The sequence below is a fragment of the Moheibacter stercoris genome (genome assembly GCF_040545805.1).
Taxonomy (GTDB): domain Bacteria; phylum Bacteroidota; class Bacteroidia; order Flavobacteriales; family Weeksellaceae; genus Moheibacter; species Moheibacter stercoris.
In genome coordinates this window covers 149,629-168,900 of sequence record NZ_JBEPMO010000004.1, presented here as the reverse complement: position 1 = coordinate 168,900, position 19,272 = coordinate 149,629, and the positions used below count along the sequence as shown (strand labels likewise).

Genomic DNA, 19,272 nt, shown 5'->3' with positions numbered 1-19,272 from the left:
TAAGTGGTGTTAAATAATTGACATTCGCTGCAAAAATACGATAACCAATAAATATCTGATAGAAAATTCGTATCTTTGTGCACTATTTCAAGTAATTAATGAGATTGAATATGGATGGAAAGCGCATATTATATGTAACGACCGAAATGATTCCCTACTTTCCTGAAACCCCTATGTCATTGCAAGCCTTGCGTATACCCAAAGCGATGAGCGATAAAGGCGCTGACGTAAGGATTTTCATGCCACGTTTTGGAGTTATCAATGAAAGAAGACATCAGCTTCATGAAGTAATTCGTTTATCGGGAATGAATTTAATCATCAATGACATGGACCAGCCTTTGATTATCAAAGTTGCGTCTGTGCCAAGTGAGAGATTACAAGTTTATTTCATCGACAATGAAGAGTACTTCAAACGCAAGCATGTTTATGCCGATAAAGATGGTTCTTTGTATGAAGACAATGACGAACGCGCTATTTTCTTTGCCAAAGGTGTTTTGGAAACTGTGAAAAAATTGAATTGGAAACCCGATGTGGTGCATGTGATGGGGTGGATGTCGAGTATGGTTCCTGCCTATTTGAAAGAATACTATGCAGATGATTCTTTCTTCAATGAAGCCAAAGTGGTTGTTTCTTTATTTGATGATGCTTTTGAAGGTGAATTGAATTCAGGAATTGCATCGAAATTAGCGTTCGATGGTATTAATGGCGAAATAGCTACTTATTTGGAAAAACCAAATTGTGAGGCTATGACCAAAGCAGCACTCGTTTATGCTGATGCCGCTGTAAAAGGAGAAGAAATCATTCCTGAATCCATCAATCAATATCTTCAAACCAAAAATATTCCTGTGATGGATTATTGTCCAATTGAGGGAGTAAGTGAAGCGTACAAGATTTTTTACGCTGAAGAATTAATGAATCAAAACTAGACCAAATATTACATGAAGAAATTATTCAATTTCGTTGCAACCATTTTTGTTTGCACAACAGCCATTTCTTTGTTTTCTTGTGAAGATGATATTTCTGACGTAGGAAGTGGATTGCTTGATACGGGATCAACCTCCAATGTTTATTATGTAGACTTGGTATCTTATAATACAAATTCTGACTCTTTGCGTTCAGATGAACGCGTTTTAATCAACGGGATTTTAGGTGTTTACGAAGAACCTGTTTTTGGTCGTACCAAAGCGAAATTTATATCTCAAGCAAGATTGGGAACCTTAAGCCCTGATTTTGGTACCAACCCTACGATTGATTCGGTTATTTTGCATATTCCAGTTTTCACAAAGGCTTTGGAAGATGCCGATGTTGATACAACTTATGTTTACGTAGGAATTGATGAATCACCAAGTGATACGGCTACAATGGTTATCAAACGTACCTATAAATTGGATTCGATTTATGGGAATACAGATTTGCCAATGACCTTAAAAGTGAGGGAAGTAAGTGAATATTTGTATTCTCAAGATTCAACCTATTATTCCAATCCAGCATTGGGTAATCCAAATTGTCCAAGCTGTCCGAACATCAATCAAATCGATGTTTTTCCAGATGTTTTGGGTTCAACTATCGTAAAGAAATCCATTACAACCTATGAGAGAAGAAAGAAATCGGAAGCAGAAAACATTCCACCGGTAACTTTACGAGTATTGTTGAGCAACGATTATTTCAAGACAAAATTTATTGACAATCAAAATTCAAGTGATTTATCCTCCCAAGCCACGTTCATTCGTAACTTCTTTAGAGGAATTGAATTAAGCATTGATGAAAATCAAGGGTTTATGTTCAATTTCAATCCGAATATGTTCATAACTATGAGTTATTCTCATGATGATACAAGTGACGATGCTGGTGAAAATCCTCCCAAATTGAAAGGTAGTTTTGCTTTAAGTTTTTCAAGTTATTGGGATACTGTCATTGGTCACAACGTACAGATTGCTCAATTTGAACATGCGAATAGAAGTAGCCAATTTACCAATGCTTATCAGAATCCAGATATGGTAAATGGAGCCTCTCGTTTGTATCTTTCTGGAATGGATGGAACAAAAACCATCATCAAATTGAATGCAGATCAATTGAATGAAATCAAAAACAAGGTTCAAAATAACGATTGGGCTATTGTTGGAGCAGAATTAATCTTTCATTTAGATGATTCGTATGGATTAAAAAAACCACCTTATTTATTTGGTTGGAATCAATACAAAGAGGGAACAAAATGGTTGAATAAAAACTTTTCAGATATCATGGTATTTGCTGGCGGATATCCAAACAACGTAACCTTCAACCCAAAATATAATTACAAAGACAACAACAAAATCTACACATTGAAAATCACAGATTATGTGAAGAGCTTGGTGGAGAGAAATGAAGTCTTTGAAGATGGACAAATTGTGGTTAGTTTAGGTAACTTCCTATTGGCACCATCTTCTGGCTATTCGAGTGTGTTGAATGGTATGGATCCTTTCTATAATGATCGTGCTTTCAATCCTCACAGAGTAGTTTTACATGGAAATGCGTCTGAGGACGATGCGAAAAAATTAAGATTAAAAGTTTACTACACAAAAAAATAAACCAATATGTGTGGAATCGTAGGATATTTAGGGTTTAGAGAAGCTTATCCCATCATTATAAATGGATTGAAAAGACTGGAATATCGTGGATATGATAGTGCAGGTCTTGTCGTGATGAACAACAATTCTTTTGGTTTGGTTAAAACCAAAGGGAAAGTATCTGAACTTGAAGAAAAATCTCAAAATATCAATGATGGTGCAACTGTTGGGATTGGACATACAAGATGGGCTACTCACGGAGTTCCAAACGATGTGAATTCACATCCGCATCTATCCAATGATGGAAATCTTGTGATTGTTCATAATGGAATTATTGAGAATTACGATTCCATCAAAACAGAATTGAAACAAAAAGGATTTGTATTCCATAGTGATACAGATACCGAAGTTTTGGTCAATCTAATCCAATACGTTAAAAACAGTGAAAATCTTTCTTTAACAGAAGCGGTTCGATATGCGTTAAATGAAGTAATCGGAGCTTATGCTATTGCTGTGATGGAAAAAGATCAACCCAATGAAATTGTGGTAGGTCGTTTGGGAAGTCCTTTGGCAATTGGAATTGGAGAAAATGAATTCTTCATTGCGTCAGATGCTTCACCGTTTTTACAGTTTACAAAAGATGCTGTTTATTTGGATGATGGCGAAATGGCTACCATTACTTTGGGTCAAGGAGTCGACGTTCGAAAAATCAAAGATAATTTACAAGTAATTCCTGCGGTTCAAGAATTGCAGATGAATTTAGAAGAAATCGAAAAAGGTGGTTTCGAACATTTCATGTTGAAAGAAATCTACGAACAACCCAAATCGATTCGTGATACGATGCGCGGTCGTTTATTGGTAGAAGAAGGTGTCATCAAAATGGCAGGAATCTGGGATCACCAAGAACGATTTTTAAACGCAAAACGTATTATCATTGTAGCTTGTGGTACTTCATACCATGCTGGTTTGGTTGCAGAATATTTAATTGAAGATTTGGCAAGAATTCCAGTGGAGGTTGAATACGCTTCGGAATTCCGTTATAGAAATCCGATTATCAACAAGCGCGATGTAGTCATTGCAATTTCCCAATCAGGTGAAACAGCCGATACGTTAGCTGCCTTGAAATTGGCCAAAGAAAAAGGAGCTTTCATTTACGGAATTAACAACGTTGTAGGTTCTTCTATTGCGCGTATTACCGATGCAGGTTCGTACACACACGCAGGTCCGGAAATCGGTGTTGCGTCCACTAAAGCATTTACTGCTCAGTTGACGATCCTTTCTTTGATTGCAATCAAATTAGGAAAACACAATGGAAACTTGAGTACGGAACGTTTCAATGCTTTAATTAGTGAATTGGATAGTATTCCTGAATTGGTTCAAGAAACCTTGGAAACAACTGCAGAGCAAGTAATTGAAGTTGCCGAAAAATACAAAGATGCACCAAATGCCTTGTATTTAGGACGTGGATACAATTTCCCATCGGCTTTGGAAGGAGCTTTGAAATTGAAAGAAATCTCTTACATCCACGCAGAAGGATATCCTGCTGCAGAAATGAAACATGGTCCAATCGCCTTGATTGATGAAAATATGCCTGTCGTTATCATTGCTACCAAAACAGGTCATTACGAAAAGGTTGTGAGCAACGCTCAAGAGATCAAAGCTAGAAAAGGTCAAATTATTGCCGTTGTGAACAAGGGAGATCAAGAAGTTCGTAAGATTGCGGATCACGTGATTGAAATCCCGAATTCATCAGAAGAATTTAGTCCAATCTTGGCTGCGATTCCATTGCAATTATTGTCGTATTATGTGGCTGTGAAACTTGGTCGAAATGTAGATCAACCACGTAACTTAGCGAAATCTGTTACAGTAGAATAAGATAAATTTATATAGAATTAAGGTAAATCCTCTTCCAGTTCGGTAGGGGATTTTTCTTTGGATTCAACTGGAGAATTTGATGGAATTACCCAAGTTTCTTCCATATCCCACATGGCTCTTGTGGTGATTTCGGTCGGATAAACATAGGAAGCTTCAGGTTGTTTTCGTTCAAAAAAGTTTCCAGTATCCCAATGTCCGTTTTCGTTTTCATCAACCAAGATTTTAAAGTAAAATTTCGCCGCAGGCAAATAATTGAATTCAAAATAGGAAGCAGTTGTATATTGTTCGTCCAATAAGACGTCGCGATCGTTGTACATCTGCAACCAAAAGGGATGATTGGGTTTGTTTTGGATGTTTAGTTTTAAATTTCCATAATCCGTTCTTGTACGAGTTTTGACTTCAAATTGAATCGTATCATTGGTTTTACCAAAAAAGTCAGTCAAAGCATCGGGCAATATGTTCACTTCGTATCGAGACTGAATTTCCATCGGGAAATCTAAGGTGATTTTTTGATCGTTTTTGCTGTTTTTGATCAATTTCGTAGGAATTCGAATGCTATCTTTCCAGACTTTTATTTTGGATGAATCCATGGAGATAATCGGATAATTCGTGGTCAACTGAACGGGTCTTCCTGGTGCGTATTCCAACTTTCCTTTGGTATCAATGTTTAATTTGTGCTTGATGGCATTCGAATAAACGACGGATATCGTATCAGATAATTCTTGGTTTTTCACCAAAAATTTCAATCGTTTGGAATTTTCTGAAATCGAATCAACACTTGGTTGAAACCAAAATTCAATTGAATCCGATTTGGGTTGATAGCTATACTTTGCCGAATTAAAATCCATATCCAAAGATTGAATATCTATTGTTTCAGGTTGGCCTTCAAATTTAAATCGGATGTGACCATAACCTTTCTGTTCTGCTTTTCCCACTTTGTAAGGAGGAAGTTGATCAAACAATTCAATGTTGTATTCTTGATTTTGGTTGAGATCAATGATTTCATCTACAAAACCAAATTTTTCTTTGCCAATATCAAACTGCATGTTTTGGGCAACATCATCAAATGCAATCATTTGGTATTTCCCAGGGCTTAAATAATTCAAATTGAATTCGCCATCGGCATTCACTTTCGAAACATAAAAGGGTTTGGATTTTAAGACCAAACTATCGGTATAAGCAGAATCTATTTTGAACAAAGCCACAATTAAATCTTCCGATTTTTTCTTTTGATTGGAAATATTTGCTTTCCCAGAAATTTTTAAAGAATCAATATAATCTCCTGTGGAAAATACGTATTGGAAATAGGGCAGTTTGTTCCCTTCATTGTTGTCTTGAATCGCATTCCCAAAATTGATGTTGTAAGTAGTATTGGGTTGTAATGCTTCATTGAATTTTACTCGCAAGGTTTTACTAGGTGAACCAATCGGCATAAAACTAGCAGAACTTTCCAAAGGAGGTGAGATCACAATGTTTTTGGTGTGTTCTTTCAAGATGATGTATTCATCAAATTCGATTTTGATTTCTTTCAAATTGGTCGGTACTTGTAAGGATAAGGTGTCGGGTTGAGCTCCCAAAAACTTTGGTGGATCCACATCTTTTGGTCCACCTGTTGGTGTTCCTTGACGTGCGCATCCAAACAATATAAGAAGACAAAATATAACCGAAAGTAATCGCATAATCTAAATCTGCTGCAAGTTAATCAATTTCTATTTTCTGAAATCATAAGATTGTCTCAAAAGAAAAAGGTCGCCTTGTTGAGACGACCTTTTCTATTTTAAATTTGCATTTTATTTTTTGATCAATTTTTTGGTGATGGTTTTGTCATCTCCAACAATTTGAATCACATATGTTCCAGTAGGCAAATGTTTCACTGAAATCGAATTTTCAGCATTCTTATTAGCCAATTTCACTTCTTGAACACGTTTTCCACTTCCATCCAAGATGATAATTTTTTGAATGGTTTCTTGTGATTTATTCGAAATAATCACAAGATCTGAAGCTGGATTCGGATACAAGGAAATCAAATCAGAGAAATTGAAATCTCCAACAGCCATTGTTTCCGTTACCACCAATTCAAACGAACAAGTAGATTGATTTCCTGCAGCATCTTCTACCGTAAAACTAATCGTATGTGTTCCCACACCTAAATTTGTTCCCACAGCAGGAGATTGTGTTTTGTTGCTTACATCCGAGCAATTGTCGACTGCTGTAACCTGACCGTTCGCCCAATAATCTGGTAAACTAAAAGTTTCACCTTGTGCTACTACCACAGTTGCATTATCAGGACATGTTATGTTTGGTCCAACACCATCGTTCACAATCACGTTAAATGAACAGATAGCTGTATTTCCATTTCCATCCTCAACTTTGAAAGTATTGGTTGTAGTTCCTACCGGGAATTCACTTCCAGAAGGTAAACCAGCAATTTGAGTGGTTGTTGGTTGAGGTGAATAAACCCCTTCAACTTCTACGTTGTCCAACCAAACACCTACACTACTAGACATACTGTCAGATCCCATTCTCCATCTAAACTGAACATCCTGACCATTTAAAGAAGAATTCAAATTGATTTCAACAGCAATGAATCCATTTGAATTACCCGACCATGCATTTCTTCCTTGGATAGGATTTCCCCAACCTGTAGATAATTGAGTAGTATAGCCACCGCTAACGAAAGTTCCGATATTGGTTATGTCTAACCATGATGTTCCATTGGTAGAATATTCCAACACGACTCCATCGTAACCTGATTCCACATTATAATTCAATCGGAATTTTAACTTAGCAGAATTACTTGCAATTTCATATTCTGGAGAAGTTAAAGACGATAAGCTTACAGAGCTTAAATTGGCAGCAAACACTGAATTTGGACTTGAATAAGATTGATTGCTTACTGTTCTCCAATTGTTGTTTGAACCTGAGTTGGTTTGCGTCGTCCATCCGTTTGGTAAATTTGGAGCAGAAACGCCATCGAAATTCTCACTATTTCCAGCTGGACATCCATCTAAACCTTGAGGCAATTCGTACGTGACAACTGCACTACAAGAGTTATTGGAAGTATTGACCAAAATATCCTCTTGGCATTCAATTGCCAAAGCAGCCGTTACTTCAATTGTGTCAGAAGCAGAAGAAGCTTCAGCGCAATCTGATGCTGTAATCGAATAGGTGATCGTATGAACTCCTACGCCCGCAACCTCTGGATTAAAGGTGTAGGTGCCATTTCCATTATCTGTTACACCAGGACCGCTATAGGTTCCACCCATTGGTGATCCTCCACCAGCAATAAAAGGTTCAGCTGAAGCACAAACGCTTCCTGGAGCGGTGAAACTTGCTACACCAGAAGGAGTGTCAAAGGCTTGTTGACCATCTTGAGCGCTGCTCGATGAACCTTGAGTTGCACTCACTCCTAATCCTCTTCTTGCAAACACATCCCAAATTAAGCATTGGTTTGCCCCATTATATAAAAGTTGATCGGCTTCTAAAATGGCATCTCGACCATCGACAAATCCAGGGCTACATGGCTGAAGTTTCAAACCTGTCATCACCAAATTCATGGCAATATTGTTTCCACCTGTTCCATTGTAAATGTCCGAATCAAATCCATACTCATCAATCAATGCCCAAGTTAAATCCCATAGCATAGCTGCCCAAACACTACCTACTCCATGTGGAATCGATTCGGTTTTAATGCTATTATAGGTATGAGGATTGATTGACATATTGGTCGAATAGCGATGTGTACGAATTCCGTTTCCATTTGGACCTTGGTTGAATAAGTAAGTTCCAATTGCTCTTGGTGTTTCTCCTTGGTCACCTTCTTTCATCGTGACCATCAATCCGAACCAATCGCTCCAACCTTCACCCATTTGTTCACTATTTTGCAAACAAGAAGTATTGCTTGGACCACCTGTTAAACGGTTGGAAATTCCATGTCCGTATTCGTGCATGATGACAAGATTGTCATAATCTCCGTCTTTATTTTGGCAAATGAACATTTGCATTCTCGGCAATTGTCCATCAGGTGGCGTATAAAAGTTCGCATTACAAGTTCCTTCCCCATCTTGGGCTTCGGCACGTACATAATCATTTCCTACACCGCCTTTTCCATAATTATTTTGTTGGAAATTTCCTCCAAGTTCTGTAAAACCATATTCGTAGAATATGTCATGAATGATGTTATTCCAATAGAATAAATTGGTAATTGCAGCTGATTCGTATTGATTGGCATTGGTGTAGTTTTGATCAAATGGATAATCAAACAACATGGAGCTTCCAGGATTGGGTTGAAATCCAGGATTGTTTCCATCTTCATAGGCATTGACATTGTTTCCTCGCGTAGTCGTGTACTCATTTCCTACGACTCCGTTGGTGTCATGCCATCCAAAAGGAGAAGCATTTGAGTTGACAACATCATCTTCGAAAATTAATTCACGATTTCCATAGTAGGGACTTTCCAAAGGCAAAGGGAAAACGTTATAAGCAGCCCCCAACAACATATTGGTTGGTTTTTCAGAAATTTTCGCTTTTACAGATGATTGTGGATGGTGGAAATGAACCATTTCGCCATCATGATGTTCATGTGCATGGCCAAAATTACATTCATTTTTCCAACTTACTTTGTTGACGATTTGTCCATTTTCAGCATTGATTTGAACGCTGTACCATTCGTCTTTTTGAGAAGCTTCAATCGAAAGATCCCAAACCAAAACCAAATTTCCATCTTCTTGTAGGAAATACATCAGACGAGCTGGGATTTCTGATTTTGAAATTCCGGCTGTTGATAATTTCATTTTACGATCCAATGAAAAATCTTGGTGGATAATTTGTAAAGATTGAGAAAGGGTATATCCCAAATGATTTGCAGCAGATTGAACTGCTTGTACAGCGGTAATTCTTGGATTTGGATCTGATTTGAATCCTCTTTTGGCAGTACTGTTGACAAATTTTGATTTAACAGAAGAAATAGTTCCTGAATTGCCAATATGAATCGAAGATTCCGTACCTATAATTTCCAAACCATTGAAAGTTTGACGAACATAAATGTGCTGTAATCCACTATTTTTACTGGAGTAAAAGTCGGTGAGTTCAAAGTTCAAATCTTCTTGCAATAAGATTTTTCCTTGCTCTGTATTGACCAATGCTTGGCGAACAAAGTCTTGATGGGGTCGATTCATTATCTGTGCAGATAAACCGGATCCTAAAATAAGTAATCCAACCCACTGGAGTCGTAATAAATTTTTTATCATGTATTCATGTTAATTAAGTTTTAAATATAGTAATTTTCATACATACGATTCACTTGAAGATAGGAAATGGATTAACTAGCATTGAGTTCTTTTGATAAATTGAAATTAATGAGAAGAAATTTTAACATAAAATTCTGTTCATGCATGAATTAGAAATCATTTAAAACAATCATCTTTGCAAACGAAATGACATTTAATCAGACATATCGCACTACTATGAATCTTTGTAAACAAGGATTTGATTGTATGAATTCAGTAGAATATCATACAGAACAAGGGCGCTATGAACTATTTTGATTAAAAGTTGTTCTGTAAAATTCTGAAATACGAATGAAAAGCGTCCGAAATATCCAATCGGACGCTTTTTTTTTGAAGAAAAATTAAAATAATTAACATGAAACATTGGACGAATTAGATTCAGGTCATTGTAAGCAATTAGAAGCCTATCAACTAGTTGCGAAAAAGTATAATTTTCTACGAAATGTGGACAGGAAAACTCATGTCTAAATCGAATTTAAATAATTGATAATCAATTAAATAAACTCAAAATTTATTTGGAAAATTCAAAAATAGGTTTCAATTTTGCATCATCAAATTTCAAGAATAAGTAAAGAAAAATGAACACAAGAAATTCACATATCCATAATAATTTACACAAGATGTATTGTATGCATATCTGTAAGGGGAAATCTATGTGGATTCGGGAGAGAAAGTAATGCGTTGAACTTGGTTTCAATGAAAGCATACAAAGCGTCTCCCAAAAGGAGGCGCTTTTTTTATGAGAAAATAACTGATAAGGTGGCTGAAAGTTAGGCGCCAGACTGCAAATCTGGATGATGTGGGTTCGAGTCCCACCCTTGTCTCAAAATTGAAAATGGTGGCATTAGTTTATAAGGTAAAACACCTTTCTGTGAAAAAGGAGAATAGGGTTCGAGTCCCGATGTACACCCAAATTGAAAATTAAAAAAGATTGAACTATGAAAGATTTTGTAGGCATTGTATTGATTGTTTTGGCAGCTATGATTTCAGAATCGATTCGTCAATCAAAACATGTAAAAAAGGAAAAAAGAATTGACAAAGAAGAAGTCTTGAAAACGGATTCTTCTCTTTCTAATTTCTCCAAGAGTCCAAAAACATTGGGAGAAACTTATCAGATTTTGTTGGATTCAACCAAAACGAAAAAGGATTTAGATGATCATTGGTAGAGGTGTACTCCCTTCAGTTAAGGGAGTTACACTGTCTAATTCAAAACAATGGATTTAGTATCTGGTTCTTTCTTAATTTCAATTCCTCTTACGCTGAAAAATGATAATTCAACTTTTGCGGTAAATTGAATTTCTTTTTCCTCCTGATTTTTCCCTATTGCATAAAAATAGGTAGTTCGATTAGAATTTCCTTTTGGAGAAAATACGGGATTAAAAGAACCCTCTTTAAAGGCTCCAGTACTAAAAAAGCTCGTCCTTTTAAAATGGACATATTGGATTCCATTTTTAGTGAAAAATGGCTTGATATAGTTTTTCAACGTCCATGCAATAGCCATTTTGTTAATTGTATAAAGACCAATTATTGCTGATACAACTACTAGTAGGGCAATTACTTAGAATTTCATTTAAATCTTTTCTATTTTGTCTTAATTTTTGCTAGGTCAATACAAGTAGCCTTATTTTTTTCTTTAAATCTGATGTCAGTATAAGATAGATCATTTAAAATTTCCTAAAAATATATTTTTCTCTTGATATAAAATTAGAAATGTCAAAATCATAAACACACCAAAATTAATTGGCTCGAAACCTTTATTTGTTTGATAGGCAAATGAAAAAGAAATTATTGTTATTAGAACGATATAACTATACTTGTTTAAAAGGAATTCAAAAAATTTTATAAAAACTGCTGAAAATAGTATGGACAAAAAAAGGATCTTAGATAAATAAATTCGTAAATCTAATTCATGAATCCCGAATTTATAAAATTCAAATAATAATAAAACTATTGAAATTGTTAATGTTTGAAAACCTATTAAATATTTAATTTTTTTAAACAAATAGTAAATCAATATTGAAAAAATTGACATAACAATAGATGCTTTTAAATTTAAATTGAATAAGTAAAATTCATTTATGATTCCATAATCACTTTCAATTTGAATTTTTTCAATACTTAAAAAATTTAAAAGAATAAAATCAAGTACAATTATAAATAAAAAGGCAAACAGATTGTTTATAAAAGAAATTAAACTTTGAATTTTCATTATCTTGTTGTTAAAGTTTACTTTGCTACCTCAGGAAATCGAAATCCAGTTCTTATTATTACGCGCATCTCCCAGCTGTTTTAGTTTCAGCTCGTCAAACTCCGTGGAAAGTCCGGTGTTAAAGATACCGGCACTTCCTATCGGCCTGCTACTTACTATCATTTTTCTTTTTTTCTGTTCATGAGATGGAGCCGGGACTCAGGGAGCCCAATATAGACTTCTCTATATATCCCAAATAACTTCTTGAAAAATATTCCAAAAGATAAATTTTAAAAAAAGCGTATTTTTTTAAATCCTCACCAAATTCATCTGGATATTTAATTAAGTAATTATTTTGTGAAACTTCATATAATTTTTTGTGAAACTTCATAGGGGAATCAAAGTCCATTGGATTAGTTTTATTTGTTAGAAGTTTGAATGCCTCCATTGTTAAACACATAGGAGTAAATAAGGGATTTGATAGGTTGCCTAAACTTATAATATTTTTATTTTTCCTAAATGTATAATTAATTATTGGCTCATCTGGATTAAATTGATTATTAAATACAATTATATTAAAATAAGGTTCTACTTCAGTTAAATTATAATTCAATTCTTTTTTAGTAATATCAACATAAAATTCAAATCCTATAAATAAATCTTCATTCACTTGTTTTATAAATCTGTAAACATTCTTTGTTGAATGTTCTTTACTAAATCTAAATTTATTAAATGTCAGTTCGCAAAGACTTTTTATATATTCTATCCAAATGGATTTATTGTATTTATCATTACGATTTTTAAGCACTCCAAAGTTTTCTAAATCATCTATTTTAGGTTCATTAAAAATTTTCAAATTAGAAAAATGATTATCATAATGTATCTTATAATAATTTTCATTTATGAAGAATTGATTTATACATTCAATATGTAAAAGTTTATATTGAAGAAAGAAATCAGAATACTGTTCACTATTAAAATAGGGTTGCTCATTTCGCATAACTTTAAAAAAAATCAAACTAGGAAAACCATCTTCTAAACCTTGTGTAATTTGAAAAATAGGCTGACTCGCTTCTATTGATTTTTTGATTACTTTCTCTACTACTTCAAAATTTATTTTGAAAGGAATATATTCTGCTGAATTATCAATAAAAGCTATTTTTCTATGATTTCTAATAGACTCCTTAGCCTCTTGAATTAAATCATTTTGGAAAAAGTATTTATTTTTTTCTAACTGATTTTGAAAATTTTCACTGAATTCTTTATTAAAAATCATATAACCTTATTTAGTATATTAATTATAATACAATTCCTCCTGTGGATTATAATTTGGTAAAATTGATGGATCAAAAAGTGGTGGCACAATCAATGGCATTACAACCTGCTACCGCACGATTGCATCGTGTGGTCAAATAACAGCCCCTCTCGCGTACGAAAAGTCAATGCGTGCTGTGGTTTAAATATAGCGTAAATAATTATTCTGATCTTTATTCAAATAAAACTCCATTCTGGTTTCAATATCTTCTGTAAACCCTATATAAAATCGATTCAATTTGTTTGAGTGTAAAATATAGACGAGAAACATTGCAATGGATTTAGGTTACTCCTAAAGTTACAAAAGATTTGTTTTAAATATACCTTTTATAGGATTCAGATTTGAAGTGTTTGAAACCTATGCCAACAAAAAAAGACAGCTGCTTTAGCTGTCTTTTTGCTCCCCCTCTTGGGCTCGAACCAACCCCGATAGCTATCGGGGCTCTGATTAACTATATTTGGATTTTAAATCATTTTTGTTGTCAATTAGTTTTTTTTGTTCAAACTCCATCACTAACTCTGAAACACTGCCCGTTCTGTTCATGAAATAGAGCTACACAACGGGTATTTTAATTAATTTTAATATTATATAGGTAGCCACTAATCCACATGAGGAGAAAAAAAAATATTTAGTGAATATACCTTCATTTATAGAATGATTTATTTTTAGTAATTCTTTATGTTTTCCAGATAAAAATATTAAGCAATAATGAAATATTGAGCTTATTAGAATTAGTATTAAATTGTAAATTAAAAAAGTGAAAAAACCTATCTTCGGATATTTAAAATCTAAATCGATCTTTAGTAATAACAATTTGGTTAAATAAACCAAAATCATAAATATAGTAAGAAAATTCTGTGATGTTAACAAAGACATAACTAACAACGAATTTACCCTCAATTTTCCCTCCTTATCCTTTAATTTATTAAGGCAATCCGCCCATATCCTATAATATAAATTCATAAAAATTAAAGATTATAGCCTCGCTACCGCGCTTCCGGTGAATCAACAATATCAAATGGCTTTAGTTTCATGTAAAAATGTAAACCAATATAATATCGAAATGGAGTGTAATAAGCTTTAAAAACCTATACAAACAAAAAAAGACAGCTGCTTTAGCTGTCTTTTTGCTCCCCCTCTTGGGCTCGAACCAAGGACCCTCTGATTAACAGTCAGATGCTCTAACCAACTGAGCTAAGGAGGAGTGTTCCGTAATTGGATTGCAAATATAGAAAGGATTAAATTGTGTATGCCTTTTTGTATGCCTTTGTTAAAGGATAATATTATTAAATAAGTTTCTTTAAATTTTAAAATTATTAAGATTTATTGCCTTCATAAAAGAGGAATATTTGGATAAATAAGATAAGACTTAAGCCAAATGTAGGGATTATGAAAATCAAATTAAGAATAGTAGTGCAAATTAGAGATTTGGTCCACTTGGATTTATAATCTTTTAAATTAATAGAATTTTCTTTATATAAAGTGAAATATTGACTTATTTTAATAATTGGATTAAAAAGGAAATGTATTATTAAAATTATAATAATCAATATTGTAGTAAACATAACTAAGAGCATAGCAATTTTAAAATATAAATTTGGACTAAATGGATTAATTTCATTTTCATTTAAGGACCTTCCAAATTTATATTCAAAAGCTATTTGATCTTGGTGTGCTCGCATTAAAGCTTGTTGTTTTTCTATACTACTAGTCACTCCCAGCAATTCTAGAAATTCTTCATTGCTTTCAAAAGTCATTTTATGAATTTCATTTAATTCTTTTGCTTTATTTATTTGTTGTATGGTCATAATAACCATACAAATACTAATATAAGCAATCAATAGTTTTTTAAAAGTTTTAACTATGGATTTAATTTTATTAGGGGAAATATTTAGCTTCATTTTTTTATGTTTATATTAGTTGTTTTCATCTAGAATTCTTAACCCAATATAATTGTTTTTTTGTTTTATAATTGCCTGGTTTTCTTCGTTGTATTTTAAATAATATGCAAAATGAATTATTCTATTTTTAATTAATAATATATTCATAGTACCAACCATTATTTTTTCTTCAGCCTCCATATTGTATTTTAATAAAAAAACCAGGGTATAAAAATTTTCATTTGTTTTATATGATTCTAATAGTATTGGTTTATCAAGCTCTAATTCACTTTCAACTTCCTTCATTTTTCCATTAACATAATCCCAGTTTTTACTAACAAAACCTTCATTATGAATATTAAAAATTTTTTGTAAGTCCTTAGAATTAGAAAATTTGTTTCTATAATTTTTTACACTATAGATTTTAAAATAATCACTGTCATTAAAGGTTTTGTAATTTTCTTCTTTATATGATATGTCATTTACAAATGCGGCTATAAGTTGATTACTTGGATGTTCATTAGACTCTAAGAAATCAATCAAATCAGAATGTTCATTATTGTAAATATTTTTGTATCCATTAAATTCTGGGATACATACATCAATATCACCAAATTGAACTCCATAAGTACATGGTTTTAGAACTTCTTCTACTATAGGAAAATCTTCCTCGAGATTTTTATTTTCAATACCATTATTACAGGAGAAGAAAAGAATAGTTAAAGCATATAAATTTGTTTTCATAGGATTATAATTTAGGTTGCCATTTATGGCATTAAGTTCAACAAAGATAAAACTTTACTTCACTTGTCAAATATGTCAAGTGTGGATAAGTCTGATATTTTAAAATCTGTAGGTCTAAAAATAAAGAAGTTAAGGGAAACAAAAGGACTGTCTCAGGTAGATTTAGTTGGTAAAATGCAAGGTAATATAGATACAACAAATATATCAAGAATTGAATCTGGTAGAACTAACCCAACTCTATACACCCTATATAGAATTGCAGAAGCTCTAGAAGTTAAAGTAAATGATTTAATTGAATATTAGACTTCCCTAATACTCTATAAGTAAATATTAATAATTGAAAAAGCTATTAGTATATATGTGGATTAATCATTAACATTAAATAAAATTTGTATTATATTATTAATATTTTGAATTACTTACATATAAATAAATTAATATTTTTTTAATAATTTGTTCTAAATTATATAGTTGGTTTATTTGGTAAGAATACCCTCTTTTAAAAAACTATAATATCCATTTTTTGAAACTATTAAGTGGTCTAGTAATTTTATGTTGAGTAAATTACAAGCTTCTTTAGTTGTTTTTGTAATTTCTAAATCATTTTTGCTAGGATTTAAATTTCCAGATGGATGGTTATGTATAAGTATAATTGCTGAGGAATTAGTTTTTAAAGCAATTGACAGAATAAGTCTTATATCAATAATAGTACTTGAAACACCTCCTTTTGAAAGATTGTAGATTCCTAAAATTGAGTTGTTATTATTTAGCAATATGATTTTGGCTTCCTCAAAAAGTTCAATGGTGTTTAAATTCCAATTTTTTAAAACAACAGAATATAAATCCTCAGTGTTTGAAATCTTAATTTTATTAAGTTTATTAGTTGAGTATGAAACTTGAATCTCTGATATTTTCATAAAAATAAAATATTAATAAAAAATCCGTCCACTTTTATAAACATCTATATATAGCAATATATGTTAGTGGACGGATTTAAATGTTTTTAAACAAATGAATGTTCTAAAGTTGAATTAGGTTTCATAATTGTGGAAGAAAACTCATTGCTATCTTTATTCTGTAGAGCACTAGGGGAATCTTGTGGCTCTGGTGAATAAACCCATCTATGAGCAAGAAGGATTTCTTCTCCTGTTTCTTCAATCACATATTCATAAGGTTCACTGTCAACTTTTATAATTGAACCTTCTAATTGGGTTCCAATCAATCCTTGACATGTAGTTTCATTAAATGTGGTTGGAATAGATGCTTTTTTGGCTGTTGCATAGAACATTCCTGTGGTTTTGGATTGGGTCATATCTATGCCACCTTGTAGCTCTAGTACAAAGAATGATGTACCATCATCTTTTAGTCTTTCTTTGTAGTTAACAATTGTTACCATTGGTTTAAAAATTTTTGAGTTAAACATTGTCCCAAACACAATAGAAGAAACAAGAAAAATAAAAGTTCAGCTATCACCTTGAATTTTATATTTCTGCCTGAAAAAAACTTTTCTATATTATTTGGGTATGGGGAAGTTCCCCATTTCTAGAATGGGTGGGGGTGGTTTATGATGGGGGTTTGTGTGAATATAATCCAAGAGTAATAAATTTTATAGAAAAATTAAAAGCTTAATAACCAATAACAAACTCAAATGTTAAATTGTATATTTGAAAGTTTGAAACTACTTAATAATACCTACTATGATATATAAGAATTTTACTATTGAGAATTTTAAAGGAATTGAGAATGTTACTATTAATCTAATTAAAGATGATTTAGTACTTCTTTTGGGGTTAAATGAATCTGGCAAAACAACTATCTTAAAAGCCATAGAGACTTTTGATTATTTAAATGATGTTGATGATGATAAATTCTTTAGGTCAATTAGAAACAAGTCTGATGTCAATTCAAATAATTCTGCTAAAATTACTGCCACAATTGAGCTAGATGAGAAAGTAACTATAGATGAGTTTAAGGGATTGATTAAAAGTGCAACAGATAAAGAAAAAGAAGTTCAAAACCTAGAAGCATTTTTACATGATATTAATAAAAATAAGCAAGTAGTCATATCAAGAATTATTCCTTTTAAAAAAGGAAATCCTCAAAAATACTATTATGAATTTGAAACAGAGCACCCTTACAAAACAAATAATTTTTCAAGAGTAATTGCACAAGAATTTGTTAGAAAATGCCCCTACATTATTTACTTTGAAGATTTTAAAGATAGAATCCCTGAGAAAATATTTACCTCTCGCACTAATGATGCATTTAATGAAGATTGGTATGATATTATAGATGGTCTGTTTTACAATACAAACAAAGAATATTCAATTGAGCAGTTTAAAAAGTTATACTCAAAATCTAACCCAAGAGAGAAGGATGCGATTACTGTATTGAAAAGAGTTAATAAAACATTGAATCAATCATTTTCAGATAAGTGGAAGGAGCTCTCAGGGGTTAAAGATATAGAAGAAACTGAATTAGCATATAATTCTTCACGAAGTTTTTTTGAGATATCAATAACAGATACTGATGGAACTACATTTTCTGTAGATGAAAGAAGCAAGGGGGCTTTATGGTATTTATCCTTTTTAATGAAAACAGAATTTAGAAGGAAAAAATTAAGAGTAAATTCAGGAAAGCCAATATTTTTGATTGATGAACCAGCCTCTAACTTGCATTCAACTGCACAACAAAATATGATTGGAGACTTTCAAAAACTTGTTGAAGATACTTCTGTAATTTATAGTACTCACAGCCAGTATTTAATATCTTTAGAGAATATCAAAACTACTTATATAGTAGAAAGGAAAGATGGAGATATTTCCAGTACTTTATGGTCTAACTTTATTAAGTCTAATCATTCAAACATAAGCTATTACCAACCTCTCGCAAATATCTTAAATATAATTCCAAATAATTTTGACATCCCTTGGAAAAAGGCTGTAATAACAGAGGGCCCATCAGATATGAATGTCCTCAATGTTATTTTTGATACTATTTGTAATAAAAAGAAAGACTTTGTTGTATATCCAGGAACTTCAGCTAATAATTTAGCCCCATTAATTTCTTTAAATTTGGGATGGGGTGCAGATTTTAAAGTATTGTTAGACTCAGATAAAGAAGGCAAAAAAGCCAAAGAAAGGTATCTCAAAGAATTTGACCTGCGAGAAGACCAAATAGCTGTTTTGCCCCTTCAAGACCATACAATAGAAAATTATTTTACTAAAGAGGAAAAATTAGCTATTTATAATTTAGCTTTTGATACAGTAAAGCAAGATAAAGTAAATAAAAAAGAGTTTGCTGGAATGTTCTCAATATTAAACCCCTCTAAAGAAAAGAAGAAAAAGCTCAAAAAAATTCTTGAGGATGATACTATTAAGAGATTTGAAGACTTATTTAGAATATTAAACTGCTGAAAACTTAATTAAAAAAGAAC

At 32.4% G+C, this 19,272-nt stretch carries 16 protein-coding genes and 3 tRNA genes; 8 read left to right on the top strand and 11 right to left on the bottom strand.

The features are described from left to right. The first annotated feature begins 110 nt into the window (after nucleotides 1-110). The 3 genes from ABID46_RS05245 to glmS are packed head-to-tail and all read left to right on the top strand — an operon-like array spanning nucleotide 111 to nucleotide 4,421. Entirely contained in the window at nucleotides 111-926 is an 816-nt protein-coding gene (locus tag ABID46_RS05245) for a glycogen/starch synthase (protein ID WP_354507793.1), read from the top strand. Nucleotides 927-938: 12 nt separating this feature from the next. Continuing rightward, a complete protein-coding gene (locus tag ABID46_RS05240) occupies nucleotides 939-2,567 on the top strand; it encodes a DUF4270 domain-containing protein (RefSeq protein WP_354507791.1) in 1,629 nt (542 codons plus the stop codon). A gap of 6 nt (nucleotides 2,568-2,573) precedes the next feature. Further along, entirely contained in the window at nucleotides 2,574-4,421 is a 1,848-nt protein-coding gene (glmS, locus tag ABID46_RS05235; protein ID WP_354507789.1) for a glutamine--fructose-6-phosphate transaminase (isomerizing), read from the top strand. A 17-nt stretch (nucleotides 4,422-4,438) separates the two neighbouring features. Here glmS and ABID46_RS05230 read toward each other — a convergent pair whose 3' ends face one another. Continuing rightward, complete coding sequence (locus ABID46_RS05230) at nucleotides 4,439-6,064, bottom strand: Ig-like domain-containing domain (RefSeq protein WP_354507787.1); 1,626 nt, start codon at nucleotides 6,062-6,064, stop codon at nucleotides 4,439-4,441. A 147-nt stretch (nucleotides 6,065-6,211) separates the two neighbouring features. Further along, nucleotides 6,212-9,598 (bottom strand): M36 family metallopeptidase, encoded by a 3,387-nt coding sequence (locus ABID46_RS05225; protein ID WP_354507785.1) that lies wholly within the window; start codon nucleotides 9,596-9,598, stop codon nucleotides 6,212-6,214. Between the two features lie 864 nt (nucleotides 9,599-10,462). On the opposite strand from ABID46_RS05225, the gene ABID46_RS05220 reads away from it, so the two are divergent. The 3 genes from ABID46_RS05220 to ABID46_RS05210 all read left to right on the top strand — a co-directional run bounded on the left by ABID46_RS05220 (nucleotide 10,463) and on the right by ABID46_RS05210 (nucleotide 10,875). Then, nucleotides 10,463-10,533 (top strand) — tRNA-Cys (locus tag ABID46_RS05220). Between the two features lie 13 nt (nucleotides 10,534-10,546). Further along, nucleotides 10,547-10,620: transfer RNA gene (locus tag ABID46_RS05215), tRNA-His, on the top strand. Nucleotides 10,621-10,647: 27 nt separating this feature from the next. Continuing rightward, nucleotides 10,648-10,875: a hypothetical protein gene (locus tag ABID46_RS05210; protein WP_354507783.1), complete on the top strand. Its 228-nt coding sequence runs from the start codon at nucleotides 10,648-10,650 to the stop codon at nucleotides 10,873-10,875. Between the two features lie 35 nt (nucleotides 10,876-10,910). On the opposite strand, the gene ABID46_RS05205 is transcribed toward ABID46_RS05210, so the two are convergent. The 7 genes from ABID46_RS05205 to ABID46_RS05175 all read right to left on the bottom strand — a co-directional run bounded on the left by ABID46_RS05205 (nucleotide 10,911) and on the right by ABID46_RS05175 (nucleotide 15,836). Continuing rightward, on the bottom strand, nucleotides 10,911-11,210 hold the full coding sequence (locus tag ABID46_RS05205) for a hypothetical protein (RefSeq protein ID WP_354507781.1): 300 nt from the start codon (nucleotides 11,208-11,210) through the stop codon (nucleotides 10,911-10,913). 159 nt (nucleotides 11,211-11,369) lie between these two features. Then, a complete protein-coding gene (locus tag ABID46_RS05200; RefSeq protein ID WP_354507779.1) occupies nucleotides 11,370-11,918 on the bottom strand; it encodes a hypothetical protein in 549 nt (182 codons plus the stop codon). 178 nt (nucleotides 11,919-12,096) lie between these two features. After that, complete coding sequence (locus ABID46_RS05195; protein ID WP_354507778.1) at nucleotides 12,097-13,173, bottom strand: hypothetical protein; 1,077 nt, start codon at nucleotides 13,171-13,173, stop codon at nucleotides 12,097-12,099. Nucleotides 13,174-13,353: 180 nt separating this feature from the next. Further along, entirely contained in the window at nucleotides 13,354-13,482 is a 129-nt protein-coding gene (locus ABID46_RS05190) for a GIY-YIG nuclease family protein (protein ID WP_354507776.1), read from the bottom strand. 860 nt (nucleotides 13,483-14,342) lie between these two features. Continuing rightward, nucleotides 14,343-14,416, bottom strand: a tRNA-Asn gene (locus ABID46_RS05185). 112 nt (nucleotides 14,417-14,528) lie between these two features. Continuing rightward, entirely contained in the window at nucleotides 14,529-15,113 is a 585-nt protein-coding gene (locus ABID46_RS05180; RefSeq protein WP_354507774.1) for a hypothetical protein, read from the bottom strand. A gap of 15 nt (nucleotides 15,114-15,128) precedes the next feature. After that, entirely contained in the window at nucleotides 15,129-15,836 is a 708-nt protein-coding gene (locus ABID46_RS05175) for a hypothetical protein (protein WP_354507772.1), read from the bottom strand. An 81-nt stretch (nucleotides 15,837-15,917) separates the two neighbouring features. Here ABID46_RS05175 and ABID46_RS05170 point away from each other — a divergent pair, with 81 nt between their 5' ends. Then, nucleotides 15,918-16,139, top strand: coding sequence for a helix-turn-helix domain-containing protein (locus ABID46_RS05170; protein ID WP_354507770.1), 222 nt, complete (start codon nucleotides 15,918-15,920; stop codon nucleotides 16,137-16,139). 173 nt (nucleotides 16,140-16,312) lie between these two features. On the opposite strand, the gene ABID46_RS05165 is transcribed toward ABID46_RS05170, so the two are convergent. Continuing rightward, nucleotides 16,313-16,753 (bottom strand): JAB domain-containing protein, encoded by a 441-nt coding sequence (locus tag ABID46_RS05165; protein WP_354507769.1) that lies wholly within the window; start codon nucleotides 16,751-16,753, stop codon nucleotides 16,313-16,315. 86 nt (nucleotides 16,754-16,839) lie between these two features. Then, on the bottom strand, nucleotides 16,840-17,232 hold the full coding sequence (locus tag ABID46_RS05160; RefSeq protein WP_354507767.1) for a hypothetical protein: 393 nt from the start codon (nucleotides 17,230-17,232) through the stop codon (nucleotides 16,840-16,842). Nucleotides 17,233-17,533: 301 nt separating this feature from the next. Here ABID46_RS05160 and ABID46_RS05155 point away from each other — a divergent pair, with 301 nt between their 5' ends. Next, the gene (locus ABID46_RS05155; protein WP_354507766.1) at nucleotides 17,534-19,252 is read left to right on the top strand and encodes an ATP-dependent nuclease; all 1,719 of its coding nucleotides are present in this window, start codon (nucleotides 17,534-17,536) and stop codon (nucleotides 19,250-19,252) included. Nucleotides 19,253-19,272 lie beyond the last annotated feature (20 nt).

Bases quoted from the DNA above. Each gene is read 5' to 3' on its own strand.
- ABID46_RS05210 (WP_354507783.1), top strand. From the start codon at position 10,648: ATGAAAGATTTTGTAGGCATTGTATTGATTGTTTTGGCAGCTATGATT.
- ABID46_RS05225 (WP_354507785.1), bottom strand. From the start codon at position 9,598: ATGAATCGACCCCATCAAGACTTTGTTCGCCAAGCATTGGTCAATACA.
- ABID46_RS05195 (WP_354507778.1), bottom strand. From the start codon at position 13,173: ATGATTTTTAATAAAGAATTCAGTGAAAATTTTCAAAATCAGTTAGAA.
- ABID46_RS05205 (WP_354507781.1), bottom strand. From the start codon at position 11,210: ATGGCTATTGCATGGACGTTGAAAAACTATATCAAGCCATTTTTCACT.
- ABID46_RS05175 (WP_354507772.1), bottom strand. From the start codon at position 15,836: ATGAAAACAAATTTATATGCTTTAACTATTCTTTTCTTCTCCTGTAAT.
- ABID46_RS05160 (WP_354507767.1), bottom strand. From the start codon at position 17,232: ATGGTAACAATTGTTAACTACAAAGAAAGACTAAAAGATGATGGTACA.
- ABID46_RS05200 (WP_354507779.1), bottom strand. From the start codon at position 11,918: ATGAAAATTCAAAGTTTAATTTCTTTTATAAACAATCTGTTTGCCTTT.
- ABID46_RS05155 (WP_354507766.1), top strand. From the start codon at position 17,534: ATGATATATAAGAATTTTACTATTGAGAATTTTAAAGGAATTGAGAAT.
- ABID46_RS05245 (WP_354507793.1), top strand. From the start codon at position 111: ATGGATGGAAAGCGCATATTATATGTAACGACCGAAATGATTCCCTAC.
- ABID46_RS05190 (WP_354507776.1), bottom strand. From the start codon at position 13,482: ATGTTTCTCGTCTATATTTTACACTCAAACAAATTGAATCGATTTTAT.
- ABID46_RS05240 (WP_354507791.1), top strand. From the start codon at position 939: ATGAAGAAATTATTCAATTTCGTTGCAACCATTTTTGTTTGCACAACA.
- glmS (WP_354507789.1), top strand. From the start codon at position 2,574: ATGTGTGGAATCGTAGGATATTTAGGGTTTAGAGAAGCTTATCCCATC.
- ABID46_RS05180 (WP_354507774.1), bottom strand. From the start codon at position 15,113: ATGAAGCTAAATATTTCCCCTAATAAAATTAAATCCATAGTTAAAACT.
- ABID46_RS05165 (WP_354507769.1), bottom strand. From the start codon at position 16,753: ATGAAAATATCAGAGATTCAAGTTTCATACTCAACTAATAAACTTAAT.